Here is a 22,976-nt window from a genome sequence, read left to right as displayed (position 1 = left end):
CTTTCCGCTGTTATTCCAGCACTAGCTCTCCGCCCACCGTCTTATCAGCTCCATATCCTCTCTATACGTTCCATCTGCTCCAGTAGCGGTCTCTAAAATAAACGGCACATGCCGGATAACATCCATCTGCAGTAACCGTCTGAAACCTGATTCTCCTATATATCCTTGCCCGACTCTGGCATGGCGGTCCTTGCGAGAATGAAGCGGGTACCTGGAATCATTCAGGTGAACGACCGAGAGAGCTTCCCAGTACCCAAGCCGCTGTGCCTTAGCCGCAAATTCATCATCGTTCTCTCCCATCCACATTCCCGCAGCAAAGGCGTGACAGGTATCAAGGCAGAACCCAATCTGCTGCGGAGAATCGCATAATTTGCGAATCTGAACCATCTCTTCCAGCGTCATTCCCATGTCCCCGTGATCCCCAGCCTGGTTCTCGATGAGCAGCTTGGCCTGGCCTTGCCAATTTGCAAGCACTTTATTTATACATTGTATAATATTTTGATAACTTTGTAAGGGGTTTCCAGCCTTATTTGTACCAAAATGAACTACTATTCCGATAGAACCGCATGCTTCGGCGATTTCTAGATCGTTCCGCAGCGATTCTACCACCCTTTGGAATAGTCCATCCCCATTACCTGGGTCAGCGGCCAAATTGCTCGGGTAGGGCGTATGTGCCACTGACACGATATGATTTGTGAGACAAAGCTGGCGGCAAGTCTCAGCATCTCGTGCATCGAAAGACTTTACCGACAGACCTCTTGGATTCTTGGGAAAATACTGAAAAGTCCCTGCTCCCATCTGCAGCGCCGTCTTTGCAGCACCGGAATATCCGTAACGAATGCTGAAATGTCCGCCGACTTTAATCTCATCGATCATGCTGACAACCCGGGCTGTAGAACACTTTACGCCCGCCCATTTCCGTCTTTACGATCTTATCTCCGCAGCGGGAACAAGTCTCCCCGCCCCGATCGTATACCTCACAAATATCATTGGAACCGCCCGTCAAGGTATCCCCTTTAATAACAGGCATCTCCATATAGCCTCCGGCTTCAGTCGCTTTAACCAGTACCTCACACATCGCATGGTACAGACGCAAGAAGTCTGCGGCATCGAAGTTTTGTAGCTTGGCTGATGGCCGCAGTCCAGCGGCAAAGGCGATTTCATCCGCATAACAGTTACCGATCCCTGCGATAATATCCTGATTAACCAAAGCAGTCTTCAGACTGCTGCGCCGATTCTGTAGAAGGCTGATAAATCTCTCTTCGTTCATTCTCCGTCCAAGTGGCTCTGGTCCCAGATGCGCCAGCACTTCTTCCGCTTCCTTGGCGCTGAGGATATGTAGATACCCAAGTCTTAATCCCATGAAATATAGCACAAGGTCAGGACCAAAGGTAATCTCAATCTGAATAGTCCGCTCCGGACGATCCTCGGATGAGCCCAGATACAATAGTCCGCCCAGCATCAGATGCAGCAACAGACGACGTCCATTGTCTAAATGGAACAAGAGATGTTTCCCGCGGCGCTCTACAAACACAACTTGTCTGTTGAGCAGCTCGGAACTAAAAGCTTCCGCCTCTACGTTGATCGATTTCTCGCGGTTAACCGACACGGAAGTGATCGGTAAATCTAAGATATGCTGTGATAGTTGTACTTTATAATTTTCCATTTCCGGTAGTTCCGGCATGGCTCATCTTCCCTTCATTCTCATGTTTAGAGGTCGTTCAAAAAGTCCACTTCTGATAAGAAAATCAATCGAAGCCATTCATGGAGGAGCGACCGCGACTTAAAGGTAGGTTTTCTTGCGATATAGAATTTCATTAACGTCGCTGATAACTTATAAATTCTATATCTAACACGATGTGATTCACATCGGAAGCATAAGTTTCGGTGTTGAAAACCGACCTTTTTGAACCATTATTTAAATTATCTTTCCACACACCAACTTGCGAACCTCATCCAGGTCCCTACAGATCGCATCAGGCTGAATCCCTGTGCTGGCAACATATTGTTCCAGATTCTGCTCGGTAGTCACGCCAGTCAGTACTAGTATCGTGCCGCAGCCAGCATTGACCCCTGCCGACATATCCGTCAACATATTATCGCCAATTACTGCGACCTCTTCATTGTGGAGGCCCAGCCGGTCGATTGCGAATTTCATCAAGATCCCCGACGGCTTACCGATCACTACCGGTTCAACGCCTGATGCCGCCTTAATCGCCGCAGCGATAGTACCCGCCCCAGGCATCAGGCCATCCTGAGATGGCAGCTGCAGATCGGGGTTAGTCAGAACATAGTGCGCACCACTCGCAATCATCCGAGCCGCTTTCGTTAATTTCTCATATGTAAAAGAACGATCGATCCCCTGAACCACCACATGAGGATCTTGCTCATCATGCTCTATTCCCGCTTCACGTAAAGCCTCCAGCAGTCCGTTCTCTCCAATCGGAGCCACTTTGCTGCCTGGATATTGCTCAGCGATGTACTGCGCCGCAGCTACGGCCGAAGTGCATACATGTTCTTCATCAGCAGGAATTCCCATTTGCTGTAAATGAGCAGCAACTTCAGCTGGTGTCCGTGAAGAATTGTTCGTAACGAACAGATAAGGAATACCAGCAGCGTGGAGATCTGATATCAATCGGTCCGCTCCAAGTATCATACGGCTTCCATGATATAAAGTTCCATCTAAATCTATAAGATAAGCCTTCCAGTCGGCTGTTAATTTGCTCATCGTTTTATCCTCCTCTGTATCAAATATCATTGTACATGGAAAACAAAAGGACAAGCAAATTTCCGAACAATTCGCTGTCAAAATAAACAGTAAATGGGCTGTGATCCTGTCAAACTATCGTGTTATCTCGTCTGGCCGCGTCGAACAAAATCGAAGTCGGATCTATCCCATTTCTTTGATTTAGCAAACTTTGCAATCGCCTGTCATATCCTGCGCTTTCCCGGAAAATAATTCATTAGAGCTATTATTTCCCACCCTATTCTTCCCCATCAGCACGTACTACCGGGTAAATCACATGCTCTCTTGCCAGCTCAGCATTCGCGAAGGTTTGCTTCGCTTCAACAAGTAATCGGTGAAGCTGTTCCTCGGATTTATATCTTGAACTGAAATGCGTAAGATAGAGCTGCTTCGCGCCTGCAGCCTTTGCCGCTTCGGCAGCCTGCTTCGCGGTGCTATGATGATAATCATAGGCTGTCTGTGCCAATTCATCGAGAAAAGTGGATTCATGAACCATAGCATCGGCTCCCTCTGACAAACTGATCACAGCCTGACACGGACGCGTATCCCCAAGGATCGTGACGATTCTGCCTTGCTTAGGACGACCAAGCACTTCATCCGGCGTTATTGTTACACCATCTGGAGCCTCAACGCTCTCCCCCCGCTTCAGCTTACCATATAGCGGACCTGGCTTAATGCCGTGACTGGCAAGTATAACAGAATCAAGCTTGCCCGGGAGGTCTTTCTCGATGACTCGATAGCCATAGCTCGCGATCCGGTGATCTAGCAGTTCGGACTCAATGCAAAAGGTCTCATCCTCGAACAATTTCCCACCCTCATGTTCGACGATATCAAGTCGGTAATCAATTCTTGATTCACTAATATTCAGTGAGGTCGTTATATATTGCTTTAACCCTGGCGGACCATATAGGGTCAACGGTGTATTTCCTCCCTGATAGGCCCTACTCGAGATAAGCCCCGGCAGTCCAAACAGATGATCACCGTGAAGATGCGTAATGAAGATCTTCTCCAACTTACTAAGTTTGAGGGGCGAGCGTAGTATTTGATGTTGTGTGCCCTCTCCGCAATCAAATAACCAGAAGCTGCGCCGTTCATCAAACAGGCGGAGTGCTAGCGATGTTACATTTCGCTCCAATGAAGGAACCCCGGCATTTGTGCCCATGAAATATAATTCCATGAATCTAACCTCCTTAAGGCTTATAGCCCTTCAAATTGCCTGAGAACCCTCCGTAGACCGGAGGGTTCTCGCTATTTAACTTAGGCTTTATCTACATTAAAGTATTGAGCCTGAGGATGAGCAAATACCATGGCAGAGACGGAAGCCTCCGGCTCCATCATAAATCCTTCAGTCAACTCAACACCGATATCCTCCGGCTTCATCAGCTCGAATAACGGGCCTTGATCCTCCAGATTTGGACATGCCGGATATCCGAAGGAGACCCTTATGCCTTGATATCTGGCTCCATGACGCTGCTTCATCGTCATATCCTGCGGGTCTGGGAAGCCCCAAATATCACGCATTATATGATGCACCCGTTCCGCAAGTCCTTCTGCAGTCTCGAGTGCAACAGCCTGTAGCGCATGCGACCGCAAGTAATCTCCACTGTCTTTCCATTTCTCAGACAATTCACGTACACCTTGTCCAGCCGTAACGACGAGGAAACCTACATAATCCATAATACCACTGTCCACAGGCTTCAGAAAATCCGCCAGACATAAATACGGTTCAACCTGTTGTCTTGGGAAGCTGAAATTTTTGAGGACTTTGCTATGATCTTCCGGATCATACACGATAATATCATTGCCTGACGATTGTGCCGGGAAGAACCGATACATCGCATTCGCCCGAATAATACCATCACGGGCAGCATGCGCTAGAATCTCGTCCACTGTCTCTTTCAATTGTACGGCCTTCGGATCGCCCTTGGCGAGCAATTGCTCTACTGAGCCACGCAATCCCAAATGATGTCCTAACAGCATTTGCATATTAATATATGGAATAATGTGCTGAATCGGATAATCTCTTAAGATGTGACGCTCCAGATCTGGTGGCTGATATACTGGCACATCCAGCGATATTTTTGAGCGTTCAACTCGGGTTAACTGTGGCAGTGGAGTCTTCTCGGCCACCTTGGAATCCGCTTCTTTCTCCACTTCCATCTCTACCCGCATCTTCTCACGCTGGTCCTTATCCATAAGCTTGTTGGCTAGATCGAGCCCATCCATCGCATCCTTGGCATAGACGACAAGCCCATTATACTCGGGACGAATCCTTGTCCGCGTGAATTTTCGTGTCAGCGCCGCTCCGCCGACCATGATCGGCACATCGATTCCCGCTCCGCGCAGGTCTTGAGCCGTAGCTACCATCTGCTGAGCCGACTTAACGAGCAGACCGGATAGTCCGATCGCATCGGCTTTCTCTTCCCGGTAAGCTTCAATAATACGCTCCGGTGGTACTTTTATGCCCAAATTCACGATTTTGTAACCGTTATTGGAGAGAATGATTTCGACCAGGTTTTTACCAATATCATGGACGTCACCCTTCACAGTAGCCAGCAGGATCTTGCCTTTGACAGATGTCTCATTCTTCTCCATGAAGTTCTCTAGAAAGGCTACTGACGCCTTCATGACCTCAGCACTCTGCAGCACCTCAGCCACGATAAGCTCATTGTTATTGAACAGACGTCCAACCTCTTCCATCCCGGCCATCAGTGGACCATTAATAACCTCAAGCGCGCTGTAACGATTCAACGCTTCCTCCAGATCGGGAATCAGACCTTCCTTCGTGCCCTCCACAACGTAAGAAGCCAGTCGCTCCTCGAGCGACAGATTCACTGCCTTCTCCTTCTTCTCTACCTTCTTGTTACGGAAAGCGGCGACAAATGCGGCCAAAGTCTCGTCATTCGTATTATAGATCAGCTCTTCAGCTAATCTACGTTCCTCCTCAGGAATCGAAGCATAACGTTCCAGCTTTTCGGTGTTCACAATCGCATAATCGAGCCCTGCCTTCGTACATTCGTACAAGAAGACGGAGTTCAGTACTTCACGTCCCGCTTCCGGCAAGCCGAAGGAGACGTTACTAATTCCAAGTACTGTATGGCAAGCAGGCAGTTCCTGCTTAATTAGACGAATACCTTCGATCGTCTCCTTAGCAGAGCCGATATATTGCTCATCCCCCGTGCCGACAGGGAACACCAATGGATCAAAAATAATATCCTCCGCAGAAAGGCCATACTTGTTCACGAGCAAATCATGCGAACGCTTGGCAACTTCCAGTTTGCCCTCCCGTGTGATCGCTTGCCCTTTCTCATCAATCGTGCCAACGACAACCGCTGCCCCATATTTATGAATAAGCGGGGTTACGGTCTCGAATTTTTCTTCACCATCTTCAAGATTAATGGAGTTAATTATCGACTTACCCTGGCAGTAGGTTAGAGCGAGATCCAGCACCTCGGGATCCGTCGTATCGATCATCAGCGGTACCTTCACCTTCTTGGCTACAAGCTCCAAGAATAGCTTCATATCCTGGGCTTCGTCGCGATCCGGGTCCTGTACACAGACGTCAATCACCTGAGCTCCATTCTTCACTTGAGCACGGGCAATCTCCGACGCCTCCTCATATTTCCCCTCTACAATAAGGCGCTTGAACTTGCGTGATCCAAGTACGTTCGTTCTCTCACCAATCATATATGGACGGTTGTCCGCTTCAACATAGACTGGATCGATACCGGATAATGCCGGCGGATGCTCGCCGCTAATCGTTCTCGGTTCGAAGTGGCTCATCTTATCGGCCATTGCAGCAATATGAGCAGGTGTCGTCCCACAGCAGCCACCTGCGATATTCAGCCAGCCTTGCTCAGCGAAGCCTGCCAGCTTCTGGGCCAGCGAATCCGGCGATTCGTGATAATTACCATTCTCATCAGGCAGTCCGGCATTTGGATAGCAGCTTATAGCTGTTCTGGCCATATCGGACAAGGTTCTGATATGATCACGCATGAATTCCGGTCCGGTAGCACAGTTGAGTCCAATCGAGATCGGCTTCAAATGCTCCAGCGAGATATAGAATGCTTCGATATTCTGTCCAGCCAGTGTCGTTCCCATCGGCTCGATGGTACCGGATATCATGAGAGGCAGTCTTATTCCGGACTTCTCATAAGCTCGGGTAATTCCGATACTCCCCGCCTTCACATTTAGCGTATCCTGCGATGTCTCAAGTAGCATTGCATCGACACCGGCCTCGATTAATGCCAGCACTTGTTCCTCATAGCTGTCTATAAGCTCGTCAAAAGTGACTCCACCTGTAACCGATAATGTCTTCGTCGTGGGGCCAAGAGCACCAACGACGTAGCGCGGATGTTCCGGTGTGCTATATTTATCAGCCGCAGCAATCGCCAGACGCGCAGCTGCCAAGTTAATCTCACGCGTTTGGTCTTGCAGCCCGTATTCAGCAAGCACTATAGAAGTAGCACCGAATGTATTCGTCTCGATTAGATCGGCTCCCGCTTCCAAGTATTGCTCATGAATGTTCTGAATCACATCCGGACGGGTGAGCACAAGCATTTCATTACAACCGTCCAGGTCTTCCCCGCCGAAATCGGCAGGAGACAGGTTCTTCTGCTGAATCATGGTGCCCATGGCCCCATCGAGGATTAATATTCGTTCTTTCATTCTGGACTCTAGACTTGGTTTACTCATGTTCAATCCCTCCCGCAAAACGTTAAGTTTTAGTGTATCAGAAGTCAGCCATTAAGAAAAGGTGCAATTACAAATCGGAAAGTACGCGCCATGACTGACCTTATCGCTGAATTTCAAGCGTCGATCCAAACGCGGCTATCACATAACCGGATGTATTTAACTCGATTAAGAATCAATTAATGAACAGGTAATCGCATCAGGGTAATGAGAATTAAAAACACGAATAAATTTTACCAGTGGATTGATAAATGTTCGTATTTATATCCACCTTGATTGAATGAGTAAAAAGCCGTCTCTACACTTCGTTCTGTCGAGCAGAACTAACGACTGAGCTTCTATTCCGCATGAAGTTCTGGACTTCGCAGTGACAAATATGCACATCAGAGGAGGACATAAAAAAAACTGCCCTTCGTAATGAAGAGCAGTTCTCTTGACATAACATTTGCATCCTAAGCCTTACTCAAGAACTGTAAATTTCTCTGATGGCATCGAATGCTGATCTCTGGCCGTAACATGGGAGATGACTTGATAGTTGCCCGCCTCTTTAAAGGTCTTCTCTAGTACGTAGGTTCCCTCTCCAGCACTCTTGACAGTTACCTTACTATGCTGATCCTCGGTATCCCCGTCCTTCCAGATCTCAAACATGACCTCTTTGGCGTCATCCACCGTCTCCCCTTGTTGCGTTACCTTGGCCTCAAAACGAACCTTCTCGCCTGCTTGAATCTCAGTCGGATTCACTTGAAGCCTCACCTGAATAGGTTCCATAGCCATGTTGTCTGTATGATTGCCGGATTTCTTATCTCCGCAACCACTAATCACGATGAGAACAAGTGCGAATAACAGAACACTCCAGCCTCTTCTTCGCATGCTATCTTCCTTTCTTCATGAATCATAACGGTGAGATCTATTAAGCTAATTCCGCAATAATCTGGTGCAATTGGGACAGATGAGAAATTTCATAATCCGGGACGATCTCATCATTTCGGGTCTTCTCATCCCGATTGATCCATACGGCATTAATGCCAACACTAAGCGCTCCGCGAATATCGGTCGTAAGCTTGTCCCCAACCATTAAGGTCTCTTCGGGCTCTGTTCCTAATTGCTCAAGCGCATGCTTGAAGATCGTGGAATCCGGTTTGCCTTTGCCGAAGCTGCCGGAGATAATGACCTTATCGAAGTAACCAGATAGCTCTGGCACTCCATCCAGCTTCTCTTGTTGCAGGGCAGGGCAGCCATTCGTTAGTAGAAGCAGCTTAACCTTCCCCTTCAACTCCTGCAGAATTTGGAATGTCTCTTCATATACATACGCACGTTCCCGGCGTTCTGCAGCAAAACCTTCTGCAAGCTCGGCGGCCAATTCATCGTTAGCAATACCGAGGGCAAGCAAGCCGCGGCGCCAAGACTCCTTACGGTAGATCGGTGCCAGTTCTTCAAGCTGACGGAATTCCGGCTGTTCCCCAGCTGAGAAGTTAGCCCATAGCCCTTCAAATGGATTTATCCCGATCATTTTCGTAAAAGAAAATGTCTCATAGGATTCATACAATTCCCTAGCTTCTCTGCGGACAGCCGCTTCCAGTTCTATCGAGTTGCAGCCCGTTACTGCTTCAGCCTTGCGACATGTCTCCTCGAAAGCCTCTTTTACGCTCCGATCATCCCAGAGCAATGTATCATCCAAATCAAAGCATACCGCTTTTATGGTCACTTCGACCACTCCTCCCTCTCCCATGCCAAATTACATCATTTGCTATGCGCTCTCTCGAAGTTTCCTACTCTCTCTCAAAGGTAACATGATGAGTGTGTGCGAACTGCTCCAGACGGTCTCCCATAGCTGCCGTATCAAACTGATTCCGAGTACGATAGAATACCCAATTCGCATCCTTAATCTTAGGCACGATCATGATTTTCTTGCGGCTGACTTTGATTTTGCTAATGTTGCCTGCTTCCAGAATTCGGTCGCGGTTATATTTGGTTGTATATATCCAATTCTTGTTAATGCGTAGATAGGGTCTTCTCATGTACAAGGTGAAGGCCAGCAGTAAGTACAGCCCGATCGTCAGCCAATAAAGCCAGGTACTCATATCCGCTGAATTACCGATCATTCCAACGGTTGAATACAATAAGGCAATAAACACTAACACTCCCGGCAGGATGATATTGCGCCCCCGGAAAATATCCCCCTCCCCTCTTGCACCAAGCGATTTCCGTGGGTTGGATGCCGTGCCTGTCGTGATCGTAGGCCCTTTCCCTTTTTGGTTCAGTCTTTTTTGATTGCGTTCTACTTTTCTGTCAAATGAACCCATATTCTGTCCTCCTCATATTAATAGCGCTATCAACATTATAAGCCTACGAAATGTCCAGCCAATCAAGCCCGACACTTGTTCGTAAGCAGCATGTTATGTATAGCCAGGCCCAAAGGGCCGGCTTACTCATCGACGATTTCGATTTGTTCTAATCTTTGACGGAAATTCGCCCGGAAATTCTCGAGATATCTCTCGCGCAGCTTAGCTCTCTCCAGAATCTCTTCTTCGGTTAACCCATCAGATTTATGTTTACGGGCCAATTCATTGATCCGTGCAACAACAGATTCTATATCCATAATTCCCTCCCCAAGTCGTTAGTCTTTTATTACAGCTCTCATCCTCATATTATAGAAGAGATTCAGATTCAAGCCGTATTTACCGCTCATGCAAAGCAGTAATTATTCATACTCTGACATGAGAAAAAGAGCTTGTCAAGGCAGTGCCGCCTTTAGTGCAAGCTCTCTTCATTATATAGTAATTTCTCTTCATCGTAAAACGGTATCGACATTCATTCCGTGGACCTACTAGAACGAACTTACAACTGATTAGTTAGGGAGAACCAGCACTTCCCCAGCTTGTATCGAACTCAAATGCTTTCCATTAGCACGCTTGATTGTATCTATATATTTTCTAATGTCTTTGCCCTGGGGTTTATGCTCAGAAGCAATCTCCCATAACGTATCACCCGGCATAACAATAACTGTCTCCAACGGTTTCTTATTAGCGTTATCAGTCGATGAGGCAAAAGCCGAGACCACTCCTGTACAGGTTAACAATAGTAGTACAAGCACCAACATCGTTCTCTTAGCTGTTCTAGAAAGATGGGCGCTCCGTCTCCCTGGCAATATAGAAGTTTTCTGAACTGGCTCCGTATAAATACTCTTATAAGTGCTATATTTAAGCATTTTCCTCACTCCAAACAAGTGTTCTTATTGCTGAAAATAATATAACACGAACACTTGTTTGATTCAATACTTTTTTCGAACATTCGTTCTCTATTTTTTTCACATCATTCGACGGCATCTATTCGGTATATATGTATGAAATGGGATCAAAAACGTATAAAGTTAGAACTTATGTTTGTACGAACGGTAGTTCTATGTTATAATTTTTCCAAACGTTACTAACTGGAGTTGATTGGTTATGTCTAAGGTGTCCAGCCGCCAGCAAGCAATCTTGGAATTTATTCGCAGCGAAGTACGAACGAAAGGATATCCACCCTCCGTCCGTGAAATTGGAGAAGCCGTTGGACTAGCCTCCAGCTCTACGGTACACGGACATCTGGATCGTCTGGAGAAGAAGGGATTCATTCGACGCGACCCTACCAAACCGAGAGCTATTGAGCTGCTTGGCGAGGAATCCGAAAGCGCCGGCCTGTTCGCCCATTCGGTAGCACGCGTTCCTGTCGTCGGTAAAGTAACAGCAGGCGTGCCGATCACGGCAACCGAGAATATAGAGGATTACTTTCCGTTGCCTAATCATTATGCGAACGATGGCGAGATTTTCATGTTGTCCGTTGTCGGCAACAGCATGATTGAAGCCGGAATCCATAATGGCGATTATGTTATCGTAAGACAACAGCAGACCGCGAACAACGGCGATATCGTCGTAGCAATGACTGAGGAAGATGAAGCCACGGTCAAGACCTTCTACAAAGAGAAGGATCATATCCGCCTTCAGCCGGAGAATCCAACCATGGAGCCCCTTCGCTTGAAGCACGTAAGCATCCTCGGCAAAGTCATCGGCCTCTTCCGGGATTTTCATTAATCTTGATTTTATACAATGGACTGCGTCTGTTCGGACGAATCCTACATAAGTTGCAGCAATCGATTATTGACGATTTAATGCTACAACGATGGATTAAAGGCATCCCTGCTGGGATGCCTTTTAAGTTGTAATTATTTTGTTATCTCCTCTTGTTCTCAAAGTCCGTATTTGACTTGTCTAATGAATTTTAATTTTAAACTCTAGGCATCCGCCCAGTTTGTTTTATAGGCTAATGCATAGAATGTCGTATACAATTTACTGGGAGGTAATTTTTTGAACAGTTATCCAATGATGTATCAAATGCCCACCATGACTAGTATGTCAAATATGCCTAATATGCCACATAAGCATCACATGCCTCAATCTATCATTGTTCATCCTGTTGATCAATGCGTTGTTGAATGTTTAATGTCCCTTAAAGGTAAAGTTGTCATTCTGGAAACTACTCGCGGCAGACTCGACGGATGTATCATCGATGTAAAACAAGACCATGTCGTACTTGAAGAAAGACATATGAAGTTTATTGTTCGCATTTGCGAAATTGTCTGGATCATGCCGGAATATTAGATAAAAGAGGGGCTAGTCGCCCCCTCTATCCAGACCTTCAAGCATACGTATATAGACTAGTCGCTTTCAAAAGGTTAATGAAAATCCAAATAACGAGATAGTAAAATTCTCCGTCCTTAGGCTTCCCAGTGGGAAGTTCTAAGGTCATTTTATGTTCCGAGCAGGTTTATAGTGTTTTTTATAGAGATACTAGTTTCTAACGCACTTGACCATTATGTTTATTATGCTATCGTATTCACTGTAAGACACTGGAAATATCGTGATATCAATACGGGGGGTTCCGTGAGAAGAAAAACGATTATTGGGTTCGTTATTCCGATGCTGATTGCTATTATGGGAAGTTCCTCCCCGGAGATTCTTATAAGAAATGAGTATTCAATATACGAGAATGGGGATTGAAATGTGGAATTCTTAGTTTTTGCTTCCAGCTTAACTGCACTGATTTTTTCGATAGTCGCTTTTGTTCGTACAATAAAGCGTAAGTAAATTGAATATTAGCACCCTTAGGTGGTTCAATATTCACGACTATAGTAGATAAGCACACAACTTTATTAATTAGGTAAATATCCGTTACCTCTCCTCCTATTATTTGCATACTTTGTTACATAGATATTAAGAGAAGAGATAGGGACCTTGAAAATATTGAAGCACTTCGTAAACATCTGACAGCCATTCTAAAATGTAATGATGACAGCAAGATAAGAAAATCTCTACCTAAACGAATCTAAGATGATCTTTCTATTAATAATAAGTTCCGCCAGCATCAAGCCAGCGGAGCCTTTTAACGACATCATCGGATTGAGCTACGGTGTTTCAGCTTTTATCGGAAACACCGTAGCCATGTAACTAAGATTAATTAGTTAAAATACAAAAGCTCTTGTAATGATAACAAGCAGAATGAAGAGCACTAAAATTGCTGCTGTTGATGTAAACAGTCCCCCGCCACAACCTACACCGCCAACTACATCGCTCATGTGTGCAACCTCCTTGTTTTTAAAGTACACATCATCCTATTCAAATTTTGATTAACAGTTTGGACATATCTACCTATCCTATAGTCTAATTATCAAAATACTTGTACAACTTTGGGAACATAACAGTAGTTATCGTCTATATAAAAGTAAAATGACTATTGATTGGCTTACCTGTATTGAGCAGACCGTTCGAGATTACATTAACTACTATAACTCGATCTGATCTAACGACTAAATAACCAGTCGCCGATAGAATATCGACGACTGGTTATTTAAACTTGCAAGGAGTTTTAATCCCTGTCCCACAAACGGGGGGCAGTCCCCATTAAACTAGTTGGCTTTTTAAATACTGCTGTTTTCGGCTTGTGCTACGGTGTTTCCACGAACGTTACCACACCCCAGTTTTTGATATTACTCGAGGTTCGTCACTAATTAAAATGTTCTTAAGATAATAACAAGGAGTATATAGAGAACCAAAATTACAGTAGTTGAAGTCCCAATTGCTCCTCCGAATCCAGGACCGCAACAACCTACACCACCAATTTCACCCATTTAAATACCTCCTCTGTTATATGGTACAGTGCATTCTATTCAAATGCCCGTTACAAAGATTAGGCATACATCACTATACGTGGCCTATTTATTAGATTCTTGTACACTCGTTATATCCTCTGTCTGGTTGTTTCGGGTTCGAAATAATACCTAGGGCAGCCAATACATAGCTGCGCATCTTTTCTCATAAATTTGGGGCATTTGTCGGCAATTAGTAGAAACTGCTTTATTCATTGTTATTTACCCAACAATAAAAAACCCCCACGCCTTACGGCGCAAGGGATTCCTCGAATTAATACAAAGTCATATATTGGTCACGTTCCCATTGGTGGACTTGCATTCTAAACATATCCCATTCGATGGCTTTCAACTCATAGAAGTGGGTCATAGCATGATCGCCGAGAGCATCAGCCATGATATCACTGCGCACTAATTCACCGATCGCTTCCTTCAAGTCTACTGGCAAGCTTGGAATACCTTCTTCGATACGCTCTTCGTCAGACATCACGTAGATGTTACGATCAACGGGTTGAACGAGCGGCAGCTTTCTCTTGATGCCATCAAGACCTGCCTTGAGCATTACTGCAAGTGCAAGGTATGGGTTAGCAGCCGGGTCAGGGTTACGGACCTCAACGCGAGTACTAATCCCGCGGGAAGCTGGAATACGAATCATCGGGCTACGGTTACTGGAAGACCAAGCTACATAGCATGGCGCTTCATAACCAGGCACGAGACGTTTATAAGAGTTCACAGTTGGGTTGGTTACAGCGGCGAAGGCGCGCGCATGGGTCAAAATACCGGCCATGTAGTGGCGAGCGTCTTGGCTCAGGCCAAGCTCATCCTTCTCATCATAGAAAGCATTTGTCTTACCCTTGAACAGGGATTGATGACAGTGCATTCCGGAACCACTCACGCCATACAATGGCTTCGGCATAAATGTAGCATGCAAGCCATGCTGACGAGCGATCGTCTTAACAACCAATTTGAAGGTTTGAATTTGGTCAGCCGCTTTAATTGCCTTCGCATATTTGAAGTCAATTTCGTGTTGGCCCGGAGCTACCTCATGGTGGGAAGCTTCGATTTCAAAGCCCATTTCTTCAAGTGTTAGCACGATCTCACGGCGGCAGTTCTCACCAAGGTCCGTCGGTGCAAGGTCGAAATAACCACCTTGGTCATTCAACTCCATAGTAGGGTTGCCCTTCTCATCCGTCTTGAACAGGAAGAATTCTGGTTCAGGTCCGACATTCATCGAAGTATAGCCCATCTCTTCGGCTTCCTTCAGGACGCGCTTCAGGATATTACGCGGGTCACCAGCGAATGGTGTGCCATCAGGCATGTACACATCACAGATTAAGCGGGCAATACGATCCTCTCTAACCCAAGGAAAGATAACCCAAGTTTCCAAATCCGGAACCAGATACATGTCAGATTCTTCGATCCGCACATAGCCTTCAATAGATGAACCGTCGAACATCATCTTGTTGTCCAACGCTTTCTCCAACTGGCTTACCGGAATTTCTACGTTCTTAATCGTTCCGAGCAGATCTGTAAATTGCAGACGGATAAAGCGGACATTCTCTTCTTTGGCGATTCGCAGAATATCTTCCTTGGTGTAACTCACGCTAACATCTCCCAACAGTTATTTTAATTTAAAGTAGCGGGATAATTCCCCCTGGATTAATGAAACCTGACCAGGACGTTGCTTCGTGAACAATTCCTGCTTCAGCATACGATAGAGCTCAGAAGTCGGTATTTCCTTGCGTTTTTCTTCAGTGTCCCGCGTCATTACAGTTGCTTCTTCAGATTCGCCATTAGCCGGAGCAATCACCTGCTTAATACCAGCAATATTAACTCCCTTATCAATCAAGGCTTTAATCTCGAGCAGACGTTCCACATCATTAAAGGAAAACAGACGTTGGTTCCCGGATGTGCGCGCGGGTACAATCAACTCATGCTGTTCGTAATAACGAATTTGCCGAGCTGTTAAATCCGTAAGCTTCATCACGATACCAATCGGAAACAAGGCCATATTTCTGCGAATTTCGTCACTCATCGCTCTCAACCTTCCAGTTTAATTATCATAAAATAATGATATGTAAGTTATTCTGACATGTCAATAGTGATGTCAGGTTTACTTACAAGAAAATTTATAGTAGATGACGATCCTTCATCGTCTGCAATGCGGTCAACAGACCGAACTTAACGTGGGAGTAGGTAAGTCCGCCCTGCATATAAGCAATATAAGGTTCACGAATCGGCGCATCCGCGGATAGCTCGAGACTTCCCCCTTGAATAAAGGTTCCTGCTGCCATAATGACTGGATGCTCATACCCCGGCATATCCCATGGCTCAGGTACAACATGCCCGTCTACTGCTGCTGCACGCTGAATGCCTTGAACAAAAGCAATTAAATGCTCCGAGCTGCTGAAGGAGATCGCTTGGATCAGATCTGTCCGCTTATCATTCCAGCGCGGCTTGCTATCAAAGCCAACTCTCTCGAATAGGGCTGCAGCCAGAATACTTCCCTTGACGGCTTGTCCTACGATCGTTGGAGCCAAGAACAACCCCTGGTAAATCCCCCGAGTCGTACCCAGCATCGCACCGACTTCTCCACCGATACCCGGCGCAGTCAGGCGATTCGCTGCCAGCTCCACAAGCTCAGCTCGTCCGCAAATATATCCGCCGGTCTCGGCCAGCCCTCCGCCAGGATTTTTTATTAGAGAGCCTGCAATCAGATCGGCCCCTACTTCTGTCGGCTCCTGCTCCTCAGTAAATTCCCCATAGCAATTATCGACAAAAACGATGCAGTTCGGGGACAATGACTTCACACGCTTCACCATCTCACCAATTTGCTCTACGGTGAACGAATCTCTCCAATCATATCCGCGCGAACGCTGGATACCGATCACCTTCGTCTGGGGTGTTAGTTTATCGGCCACCGTACCCCAGTCGACCGTTCCGTCAGCCAGCAATGCCACATCATCATACGTGATTCCAAAATCCTGTAAAGAACCCGTTCCATCACCAGGCTTGCCGATCACCTTATGTAGCGTATCATATGGCTTGCCAGTTATATAGAGCAGCTCATCTCCCGGACGCAGCACGCCAAAAAGCGCTGTAGAGATTGTATGCGTACCGGAAGCAAAATGCGGGCGCACCAGCGCCGCCTCTGCGCCGAACACATCTGCGTAGACGAGGTCCAGTACTTCACGCCCTCGGTCATTATAAGCATAGCCGGTCGAACCTGCGAAATGAAAATCACTCACATGATGCTTCTGAAAAGCTTCAATCACTTTGAACTGATTCCTGTCCACAATACGATCGATTACACGGAACTGCTGTTCAGCTTGACGCTCTGCCTCTTCCATCCTAGTTACTATGTCTTCTGAAAATACCGCCATCCCACTTTTCTCTCCCTTATTCCCTTACAATCTCGCTGTAAATAATTTGAAAAGTTGAACCTGATGATGCAGTCGGTAGACCGCTCCAACATGAATGCAGAAACGGTCGCTCACTGCGTTAACCATAGGTTCAACTTCTTCTCTGCTTAACACTGGAAATACCTAAACTTCTATTTTAAAACGACTTCCTCGGTATAAAGATTGCAGCTTGCACGAATGAACACTCAGCCAATTACTTATCAAGCTTCAAGTCCTCGGTACGAATCGTCATTAACTCCAATTTACCGGGCGAACCACCGCTATATTGATTCAGAATACGCACAGCCTGATGGCGAATCGAACGCTCAATGACATTACGGACATGTCTGGCATTGCTGAACACATGCTCGCCTTCCATCTTCTCACGCAGCAGATGCTGCTTCAATTTGACAATCGCCTGTGGCATCAGAATATAGTCGCGCTCCTTGGCCATTCCTTCCGCGATCTGGATCAACTGATCGATCGTATAGTCTGGAAACTCCATCACAATCGGGAAGCGTGAAGGCAATCCCGGATTGGTGTCCAAGAAGAAATCCATCTCGTCGCAATACCCCGCAAGGATCAAGATGAACTGGTTCTTCGAATCTTCCATTGCTTTTACCAACGTATCGATAGCTTCCTTACCAAAATCCTTCTCACCGCCGCGAGCCAGACTATAGGCTTCGTCCACAAACAGAATACCACCCATCGCCTTCTTGACCAAATCACGAGTCTTCTGGGCCGTATGCCCAATATATTCTCCTACAAGGTCCGCCCGTTCCACCTCGATCAGATGACCTTTGCTGAGGATACCCATTTTCTGAAAAAATTTAGCCACTAATCGGGCGACGGTCGTCTTGCCGGTTCCCGGATTGCCTTTGAAGACCATATGGAACACCTGCGCCCCGGACAGCAGTCCAGCTTCGGAGCGCATTGAGGCGATTTGCAGGAGTGCAAATATCTCATACATTAATTCTTTAATATGATCCAATCCGACCAGTCCGTCCAATTCCTTCTGCAAATCTGTAAACAGACTATTCTGGGGCATAACCTTGGCAGTTGGATGAGCTTCACTGTCCGGAACGCTCTGCGAGACAACCGGCGGATCCGAATTGCGCAGAACAATATTGATTTGTCTTGAAGGCCTCTCCTCAGGAGGGCCACTTCTGGCCATTACTCGCCCTGACATAGCGCAAATCACCTCTTTATAGGGTAGGGGCTTACACATTTATGAGGTTATTTAAAAAGTCCCCTTTGATCACGAAGTAGCACCGGTAGCTTAATCGACATCGAATCTTGAATTCAGCCGGGCCTAAGCGAATGCTTACGAAGTCATGTTTCCTACGGAAACATCTCAGGTGCTCACGTACAAACTTCGTACGCTCCGCTCCTTTCGTCCCTAGCTTCATCCAACCTTCTCGGTGCTGAAAGTCTGACTTTTTAAACACGCACTTTAAATGTATTCTCTTTCCCCGTCCGATATTAGAAGTTTTGTCATTTCCAGCCAATAGCGAGCAATACAGAATCTATCTTCCATTTCGTATAAGCTAAAATTTCACGCAGGATGGTAGGAACACGCTTAAGTACATGAGTCTCCGTGAGCGATAGCTTGGGACTGGAATAATCCAGCGCTTTAGCAATCTCATAAGATCGGTTGCCGTGAAATGTATGAGTGATAATGACAGCCGATGTTAGCCCCTGCTCCTCCATAATCTCCTTGCTGAATTTTAAATTCTCATAGGTGCTGGTCGCTTTGTTCTCAAGCAGGATCGCTTCCTTCGGAACGCCGTGCTGCTCGAGATAGATCGCCATTCCCTCCGCTTCTGTGTAACGGTAGTCAGGCTTGTCCAGCCCGCCCGTCAGTATGAAGGTGTGGAAGCGGCCTGCCTTGTAATCCGCGAGCCCTTGCTCAAGCCGCTCTTGCAGCCCCGGACTAGGCTGATCGCCCCACATCGCTGCACCAAGTATAATACCTACATCTGAAGGCTCCGAAGCTGCAGTAGTCGCAGCCGTATTCCTGTATACGCTGCCGATCTGGGCCAGTGCGTAAACCGACCATAAAATGCCGATTAGAATGCATGTCAGCCCAACACGCAGAACCCAGACGAATTTGCTCTTGCTCCTTCTTCTGTTCCCAACATACGGCGAACTTTTGCGGTATTGAGCCATGATTAACCTCCAGGATTGCTAGAATCAGATTGAACGTAGCCGGTCCGGTAATGCTCAAGCGACATCGCAAAATAAGGGAACGCTTGATTCTTAATCAATTTCATCACGTCGCGGGCCGTCTCCTTCGCCAAATCATAGTCTCTGACACTGATAAGGCCCCGGCTCAGTGCATCATCCAGTTCATCTTCATCTAGCAAGAACACCTCACCGTTCTTCAGAACAACAATATCTAAGTACAAATCATCAAACCATGGGACACCCTGATCCGTTACACCCTGGGTTTTACATACGTCGATATACCATTCCACAATGCTTCCACGATCATCAAACATCGCAGTTACTACATAGTGGGCTCCTTTAGGATAGTATTGAAGCCAGGTGTATCCCTTATCGGCAATGCGAAAGGTATGACCTCCATACGTCTTCCAAAGAGGGTCCCGCAGGGCGTTAATGCCATAAAACGTGGCATAACCTGTAAATGTGTCACCTTCAACATACTTCGATTTGAACTGGCGCTGGGTCACGCGGCGCCAGTTCGCACGATCTCCGAATTTTCGCTTCATGTTCAAAACCTCTCTGGCACAATGTACTTTCAGCTTACCACATTTGAAGAGTTCACTCAAAAACGAATCTGCAAAAAACGCAAAAAATACGCAAAAAAACCCCGATGCTCTTATAGGAACATCGGGGTTCTATCGTAATCCTATTTCTAACCTTTTACATCGAGGTGTATCTTTGTCTTTGTTAATATCCTCGAGACCTGAGGATGTCTACATTCCACTGGTGCCGCTATTCTGGCCGCCTGTACTGTTCCCGGATTGGTCGGTACCTGAATCCGGTGGATTGGTGCCCCCAGGCTCAGTTGGTGTAGTCCCACTCGGTTCACTTCCATCGTTGCCTCCACTGCCGGACTCAGTTCCGCTACCGTTCCCTGGCCCTGTTCCTTCACCGCCAGGAGGCACCTGACTACCGCCATTACCGGACTCACCTGTTCCCCCACTAGGTGGAGGCGTCACTTCACCGTTGCCGCCTTCACCAGGATTTGACGTATTACCGCCATCTGGAGGCGGAATGATTTCGCCCTCTCCACCGCTATCTTCAGCAGGTACCGAGACCTGAGCGATGTTCGACGGTTGACTCTCTGCGTCGCTCGACGGATCGTAGACCGTTACATAATACTCATAATCGGTTCCTGGCGTCACAGTCAGGTCTTCGGCTGAAGTGGTGACCACATCCATATAACGTGTAAATTCCGCTGCCGTAGCCTCTCTCTTGTAAATGCGATAGTTCACACCAGGCTGATCTACACCCGTCCAATTCAGAGTGATTGTTCCCGTACCCTCATCATAAGAACCGTTCAAATCAGTAGGAGCTGTAATCTGAACTTCTTCCGGTGGTGGCTCTGGAGTCTTCTCCAAGCTGGAAGGAACAGGGAAATCTTTCACTGGAACACCTTTGAGTGCTTCCTTCATGATGGTCGAGAACAATGACGCGGCTTGACCACTGCTGCCGTTCAACAGATGGTTCTTATCCGGATTGTCATAACCCTCCCAGATCGCAGCTGTCCATTCTGGCGTGTATCCGACAAACCAAACGTCACGGTTCTTACTGCTCTTCAGACCTGGAATACCATGCTGGGTCGTCCCCGTCTTACCAGCAAGCGGACGATCGATTTTAGCACGTCGACCTGTACCATCATTAACAACGTTCTGCAGCATCTGCGTCATATGATAAGCGGTTGTCTCGCTAAATACCCGCTTTGGCTTCGGCGGATTGTATTTGAACAGATCCTTGCCGTCATGATCCTTAATCAGCTTGATGGAATACGGTTCGTTATACTCCCCGCCATTCGCATACACGCTGAAGGCTCCAGCCATTTCCATTGTATTCGTACCATAAGTGAGACCACCCAGCGCAATCGCCAGGTTGGTGTCATTCTTATCCATTTTGATGCCCATTTCCTCGGCATACTTCACACCTGTCTTAACCCCAACCTGATTTAATAACCATACGGCCGGGATATTCTCGGACTTCGTCAGTGCCGTGGTCAAATCGATCGTCTTGGAATAACCATGCAAGTTGCGCGGACAATAGTCGCCGAAGCACTGCTTCTCATTGCTGATCTGCGAGTTCACGTTGAACTTGCCGGACTCCAGCGCAGGGCCATAGGATACGATCGGTTTAAAGGCTGAACCAGGCTGTCTGCGGCTTTCAATACGACTGAAGCCTTTGCGCTGATAGTCGCGTCCGCCCAGCAGAGCAATCAAGCTGCCATTCTCATGATTCATAATGACGATCGAAGCCTGAACCGGCTGATCATCCTTACTCTTCTCAAAGAAATCATCGTTGTCGAACGCTTTCTCAACAGCTTTCTGTGCCTGAGCGTCCATCGTTGTATAAATCTTATATCCGCCGCGGTTCAGGTCGTCTTCCGTCAACCCGTATTTCTCCTCAGCTTCCTTAATGACATAATCCTTGAAAGCCAGGTAGCTCTCATTCTTCACTGGTGGAGTATAGTCATAATCCACAGCTTTCGCTTCATCACGTTCCTCGGCCGAAATATAACCTTGCTCAAACATTAGATCAAGTACAACTGCCCGACGCTGTTTGGACAGTTCCGGATTGGATACCGGATTGTACTTGGACGGGCCCTTTGGAATGGCCGCCAAAGAGGCGATTTGCCACAGCTCCAGATCTTCCAAGTTGCTAACTCCGAAATAACGCTGTGACGCGGCCTTGATTCCATACGCTTTCTGACCGAAGAAAATCCGGTTCAAATAGAGTGTAATGATCTCATCCTTCGTCTTGTGGTTCTCGAGTGCCATCGCAATCGACATTTCGGTTGCTTTACGGAAGAAGGTCTTGTCGCGGCTTAAGAAGATGTTCTTGGCGAGCTGTTGCGTAATCGTACTGCCCCCTTCAACGAGTGAACGGGCCATGACGTCTTTCACAGCAGCGCGTCCGATAGACCATAGGTCAACGCCTTTATGTTCATAGAAGCGTCTATCTTCTGTAGCTACAAATGCTTTTTTAACAAGATCAGGGATTTTATCGGAATCTACAGGCTCGCTGCGGTCCACCGACAATTCACCCATCATATTTCCATTGCGGTCATATACCTTCGAAGTTTCATAAATAAACATCTTATCTTCATTCTCGCTTAGGATCCTCTCACCGTTGACGGTAATATAGAGATATCCCGCAATCGCACATATAATGGCTATCGCTACGGTGAAAAATAACGTCCACATAATCCGTCTTGCCGTAAGTTTTCTCTTTTTTGTTCCCTTCGGCTTGGCCGGCTTGTGACTCGGCTTGCTGCTCCTTTCCAGTCTGGAAGGTCTCTTAGTAGACATTGATTTTCTCTGACTCCCTTCATACCAGTCTCACCTGATAGCAGATTCGATAGATGATCGTATTTCTCTGACCAGTATTCTTAGTCGGAAAGAAAAGAACAACCTTTGATCAGGTTGCTCCACTCTTAATCCTATACCTTTAAACGTACTGAAGATCAAAAAGTTTCAAAATCCAAATTATACCTCTCCCGCAGACTCCTGCATCAGGGATACATTGCGCTGTGGTTGGAAGGTAGAAATGGCATGCTTGTACACCATTTGCTGGCGTCCATCGCTGTCAATGACAATCGTAAAGTTATCGAATGCTTTGATCGTTCCGCGAATTTGGAAGCCGTTCGTCAAAAATACGGTTACGGGTATATTTTCTTTGCGAAGCTGGTTCAAAAATGTATCTTGGATGTTAATGGATTTGTTCATTCGTCGTACCCCCA

The 22,976-nt window shown here is 46.7% G+C and carries 22 protein-coding genes; 2 read left to right on the top strand and 20 right to left on the bottom strand.

Annotation, left to right across the window (positions count from 1 at the left end):
- Positions 1 to 21 precede the first annotated feature (21 nt).
- The 10 genes from EI981_RS11295 to EI981_RS11250 all read right to left on the bottom strand — a co-directional run bounded on the left by EI981_RS11295 (position 22) and on the right by EI981_RS11250 (position 10,646).
- Positions 22 to 876 carry a deoxyribonuclease IV gene (locus tag EI981_RS11295; RefSeq protein WP_126998160.1) on the bottom strand — a complete coding sequence of 285 codons (855 nt, stop codon included), beginning with the start codon at positions 874 to 876 and terminating at the stop codon, positions 22 to 24.
- Entirely contained in the window at positions 866 to 1,684 is an 819-nt protein-coding gene (locus EI981_RS11290; RefSeq protein WP_126998157.1) for an Fpg/Nei family DNA glycosylase, read from the bottom strand. Before EI981_RS11290 ends, EI981_RS11295 begins: the two co-directional genes overlap by 11 nt.
- A gap of 234 nt (positions 1,685 to 1,918) precedes the next feature.
- On the bottom strand, positions 1,919 to 2,728 hold the full coding sequence (locus tag EI981_RS11285; protein ID WP_126998155.1) for a TIGR01457 family HAD-type hydrolase: 810 nt from the start codon (positions 2,726 to 2,728) through the stop codon (positions 1,919 to 1,921).
- A gap of 256 nt (positions 2,729 to 2,984) precedes the next feature.
- Positions 2,985 to 3,923: a ribonuclease Z gene (rnz, locus tag EI981_RS11280; RefSeq protein ID WP_126998153.1), complete on the bottom strand. Its 939-nt coding sequence runs from the start codon at positions 3,921 to 3,923 to the stop codon at positions 2,985 to 2,987.
- Between the two features lie 80 nt (positions 3,924 to 4,003).
- On the bottom strand, positions 4,004 to 7,441 hold the full coding sequence (metH, locus tag EI981_RS11275; protein ID WP_126998151.1) for a methionine synthase: 3,438 nt from the start codon (positions 7,439 to 7,441) through the stop codon (positions 4,004 to 4,006).
- A 456-nt stretch (positions 7,442 to 7,897) separates the two neighbouring features.
- The gene (locus EI981_RS11270) at positions 7,898 to 8,308 is read right to left on the bottom strand and encodes a FixH family protein (RefSeq protein WP_126998149.1); all 411 of its coding nucleotides are present in this window, start codon (positions 8,306 to 8,308) and stop codon (positions 7,898 to 7,900) included.
- Positions 8,309 to 8,348: 40 nt separating this feature from the next.
- Positions 8,349 to 9,143, bottom strand: a complete 795-nt coding sequence (locus tag EI981_RS11265; protein ID WP_193556450.1) for an HAD family hydrolase — start codon at positions 9,141 to 9,143, stop codon at positions 8,349 to 8,351.
- A 64-nt stretch (positions 9,144 to 9,207) separates the two neighbouring features.
- A complete protein-coding gene (locus EI981_RS11260) occupies positions 9,208 to 9,741 on the bottom strand; it encodes a hypothetical protein (protein WP_126998145.1) in 534 nt (177 codons plus the stop codon).
- A 122-nt stretch (positions 9,742 to 9,863) separates the two neighbouring features.
- A complete protein-coding gene (locus EI981_RS11255) occupies positions 9,864 to 10,037 on the bottom strand; it encodes a DUF896 domain-containing protein (RefSeq protein WP_126998143.1) in 174 nt (57 codons plus the stop codon).
- Between the two features lie 249 nt (positions 10,038 to 10,286).
- The gene (locus EI981_RS11250; RefSeq protein ID WP_126998141.1) at positions 10,287 to 10,646 is read right to left on the bottom strand and encodes a LysM peptidoglycan-binding domain-containing protein; all 360 of its coding nucleotides are present in this window, start codon (positions 10,644 to 10,646) and stop codon (positions 10,287 to 10,289) included.
- Between the two features lie 238 nt (positions 10,647 to 10,884).
- Here EI981_RS11250 and lexA point away from each other — a divergent pair, with 238 nt between their 5' ends.
- Positions 10,885 to 11,508, top strand: coding sequence for a transcriptional repressor LexA (gene lexA, locus EI981_RS11245; protein WP_126998139.1), 624 nt, complete (start codon positions 10,885 to 10,887; stop codon positions 11,506 to 11,508).
- A gap of 273 nt (positions 11,509 to 11,781) precedes the next feature.
- Positions 11,782 to 12,075 (top strand): DUF2642 domain-containing protein, encoded by a 294-nt coding sequence (locus EI981_RS11240; RefSeq protein ID WP_335926374.1) that lies wholly within the window; start codon positions 11,782 to 11,784, stop codon positions 12,073 to 12,075.
- Between the two features lie 860 nt (positions 12,076 to 12,935).
- Here EI981_RS11240 and EI981_RS29545 read toward each other — a convergent pair.
- The 10 genes from EI981_RS29545 to hfq form a co-directional block, all read right to left on the bottom strand.
- Entirely contained in the window at positions 12,936 to 13,049 is a 114-nt protein-coding gene (locus EI981_RS29545; protein WP_227011798.1) for a YjcZ family sporulation protein, read from the bottom strand.
- 432 nt (positions 13,050 to 13,481) lie between these two features.
- Positions 13,482 to 13,601: a YjcZ family sporulation protein gene (locus tag EI981_RS29540; RefSeq protein ID WP_227011797.1), complete on the bottom strand. Its 120-nt coding sequence runs from the start codon at positions 13,599 to 13,601 to the stop codon at positions 13,482 to 13,484.
- Positions 13,602 to 13,893: 292 nt separating this feature from the next.
- A complete protein-coding gene (gene glnA, locus EI981_RS11235; RefSeq protein WP_126998137.1) occupies positions 13,894 to 15,222 on the bottom strand; it encodes a type I glutamate--ammonia ligase in 1,329 nt (442 codons plus the stop codon).
- Between the two features lie 18 nt (positions 15,223 to 15,240).
- Positions 15,241 to 15,654, bottom strand: coding sequence for a MerR family transcriptional regulator (locus EI981_RS11230; RefSeq protein ID WP_068781581.1), 414 nt, complete (start codon positions 15,652 to 15,654; stop codon positions 15,241 to 15,243).
- A 94-nt stretch (positions 15,655 to 15,748) separates the two neighbouring features.
- Positions 15,749 to 17,002, bottom strand: coding sequence for a methionine gamma-lyase family protein (locus tag EI981_RS11225; RefSeq protein WP_126998135.1), 1,254 nt, complete (start codon positions 17,000 to 17,002; stop codon positions 15,749 to 15,751).
- A 232-nt stretch (positions 17,003 to 17,234) separates the two neighbouring features.
- On the bottom strand, positions 17,235 to 18,209 hold the full coding sequence (locus EI981_RS11220; RefSeq protein ID WP_126998133.1) for an AAA family ATPase: 975 nt from the start codon (positions 18,207 to 18,209) through the stop codon (positions 17,235 to 17,237).
- 305 nt (positions 18,210 to 18,514) lie between these two features.
- A complete protein-coding gene (locus EI981_RS11215; protein WP_126998131.1) occupies positions 18,515 to 19,189 on the bottom strand; it encodes a YdcF family protein in 675 nt (224 codons plus the stop codon).
- A 2-nt stretch (positions 19,190 to 19,191) separates the two neighbouring features.
- A complete protein-coding gene (locus tag EI981_RS11210; protein WP_068781585.1) occupies positions 19,192 to 19,752 on the bottom strand; it encodes a ribonuclease FAU-1 family protein in 561 nt (186 codons plus the stop codon).
- A 207-nt stretch (positions 19,753 to 19,959) separates the two neighbouring features.
- Complete coding sequence (locus tag EI981_RS11205; protein ID WP_126998129.1) at positions 19,960 to 22,545, bottom strand: transglycosylase domain-containing protein; 2,586 nt, start codon at positions 22,543 to 22,545, stop codon at positions 19,960 to 19,962.
- Positions 22,546 to 22,722: 177 nt separating this feature from the next.
- Complete coding sequence (hfq, locus tag EI981_RS11200) at positions 22,723 to 22,962, bottom strand: RNA chaperone Hfq (protein ID WP_193556449.1); 240 nt, start codon at positions 22,960 to 22,962, stop codon at positions 22,723 to 22,725.
- Positions 22,963 to 22,976 lie beyond the last annotated feature (14 nt).

This window comes from Paenibacillus lutimineralis (genome assembly GCF_003991425.1).
Taxonomy (GTDB): Bacteria; Bacillota; Bacilli; order Paenibacillales; family Paenibacillaceae; genus Fontibacillus; species Fontibacillus lutimineralis.
The sequence above is the reverse complement of the archived record's forward strand: the minus strand, read 5'-3'. Positions and strand labels throughout refer to the sequence as shown.

Coding starts and splice junctions, on each gene's coding strand:
- EI981_RS11250 (WP_126998141.1), bottom strand. CDS start 10,646: ATGCTTAAATATAGCACTTATAAGAGTATTTATACGGAGCCAGTTCAG.
- EI981_RS11205 (WP_126998129.1), bottom strand. CDS start 22,545: ATGTCTACTAAGAGACCTTCCAGACTGGAAAGGAGCAGCAAGCCGAGT.
- EI981_RS29540 (WP_227011797.1), bottom strand. CDS start 13,601: ATGGGTGAAATTGGTGGTGTAGGTTGTTGCGGTCCTGGATTCGGAGGA.
- metH (WP_126998151.1), bottom strand. CDS start 7,441: ATGAGTAAACCAAGTCTAGAGTCCAGAATGAAAGAACGAATATTAATC.
- rnz (WP_126998153.1), bottom strand. CDS start 3,923: ATGGAATTATATTTCATGGGCACAAATGCCGGGGTTCCTTCATTGGAG.
- lexA (WP_126998139.1), top strand. CDS start 10,885: ATGTCTAAGGTGTCCAGCCGCCAGCAAGCAATCTTGGAATTTATTCGC.
- EI981_RS11225 (WP_126998135.1), bottom strand. CDS start 17,002: ATGGCGGTATTTTCAGAAGACATAGTAACTAGGATGGAAGAGGCAGAG.
- EI981_RS11290 (WP_126998157.1), bottom strand. CDS start 1,684: ATGCCGGAACTACCGGAAATGGAAAATTATAAAGTACAACTATCACAG.
- EI981_RS11260 (WP_126998145.1), bottom strand. CDS start 9,741: ATGGGTTCATTTGACAGAAAAGTAGAACGCAATCAAAAAAGACTGAAC.
- hfq (WP_193556449.1), bottom strand. CDS start 22,962: ATGAACAAATCCATTAACATCCAAGATACATTTTTGAACCAGCTTCGC.
- EI981_RS11270 (WP_126998149.1), bottom strand. CDS start 8,308: ATGCGAAGAAGAGGCTGGAGTGTTCTGTTATTCGCACTTGTTCTCATC.
- EI981_RS11285 (WP_126998155.1), bottom strand. CDS start 2,728: ATGAGCAAATTAACAGCCGACTGGAAGGCTTATCTTATAGATTTAGAT.
- EI981_RS11215 (WP_126998131.1), bottom strand. CDS start 19,189: ATGGCTCAATACCGCAAAAGTTCGCCGTATGTTGGGAACAGAAGAAGG.
- EI981_RS29545 (WP_227011798.1), bottom strand. CDS start 13,049: ATGAGCGATGTAGTTGGCGGTGTAGGTTGTGGCGGGGGACTGTTTACA.
- EI981_RS11230 (WP_068781581.1), bottom strand. CDS start 15,654: ATGAGTGACGAAATTCGCAGAAATATGGCCTTGTTTCCGATTGGTATC.
- EI981_RS11220 (WP_126998133.1), bottom strand. CDS start 18,209: ATGTCAGGGCGAGTAATGGCCAGAAGTGGCCCTCCTGAGGAGAGGCCT.
- EI981_RS11255 (WP_126998143.1), bottom strand. CDS start 10,037: ATGGATATAGAATCTGTTGTTGCACGGATCAATGAATTGGCCCGTAAA.
- EI981_RS11295 (WP_126998160.1), bottom strand. CDS start 876: ATGATCGATGAGATTAAAGTCGGCGGACATTTCAGCATTCGTTACGGA.
- EI981_RS11210 (WP_068781585.1), bottom strand. CDS start 19,752: ATGAAGCGAAAATTCGGAGATCGTGCGAACTGGCGCCGCGTGACCCAG.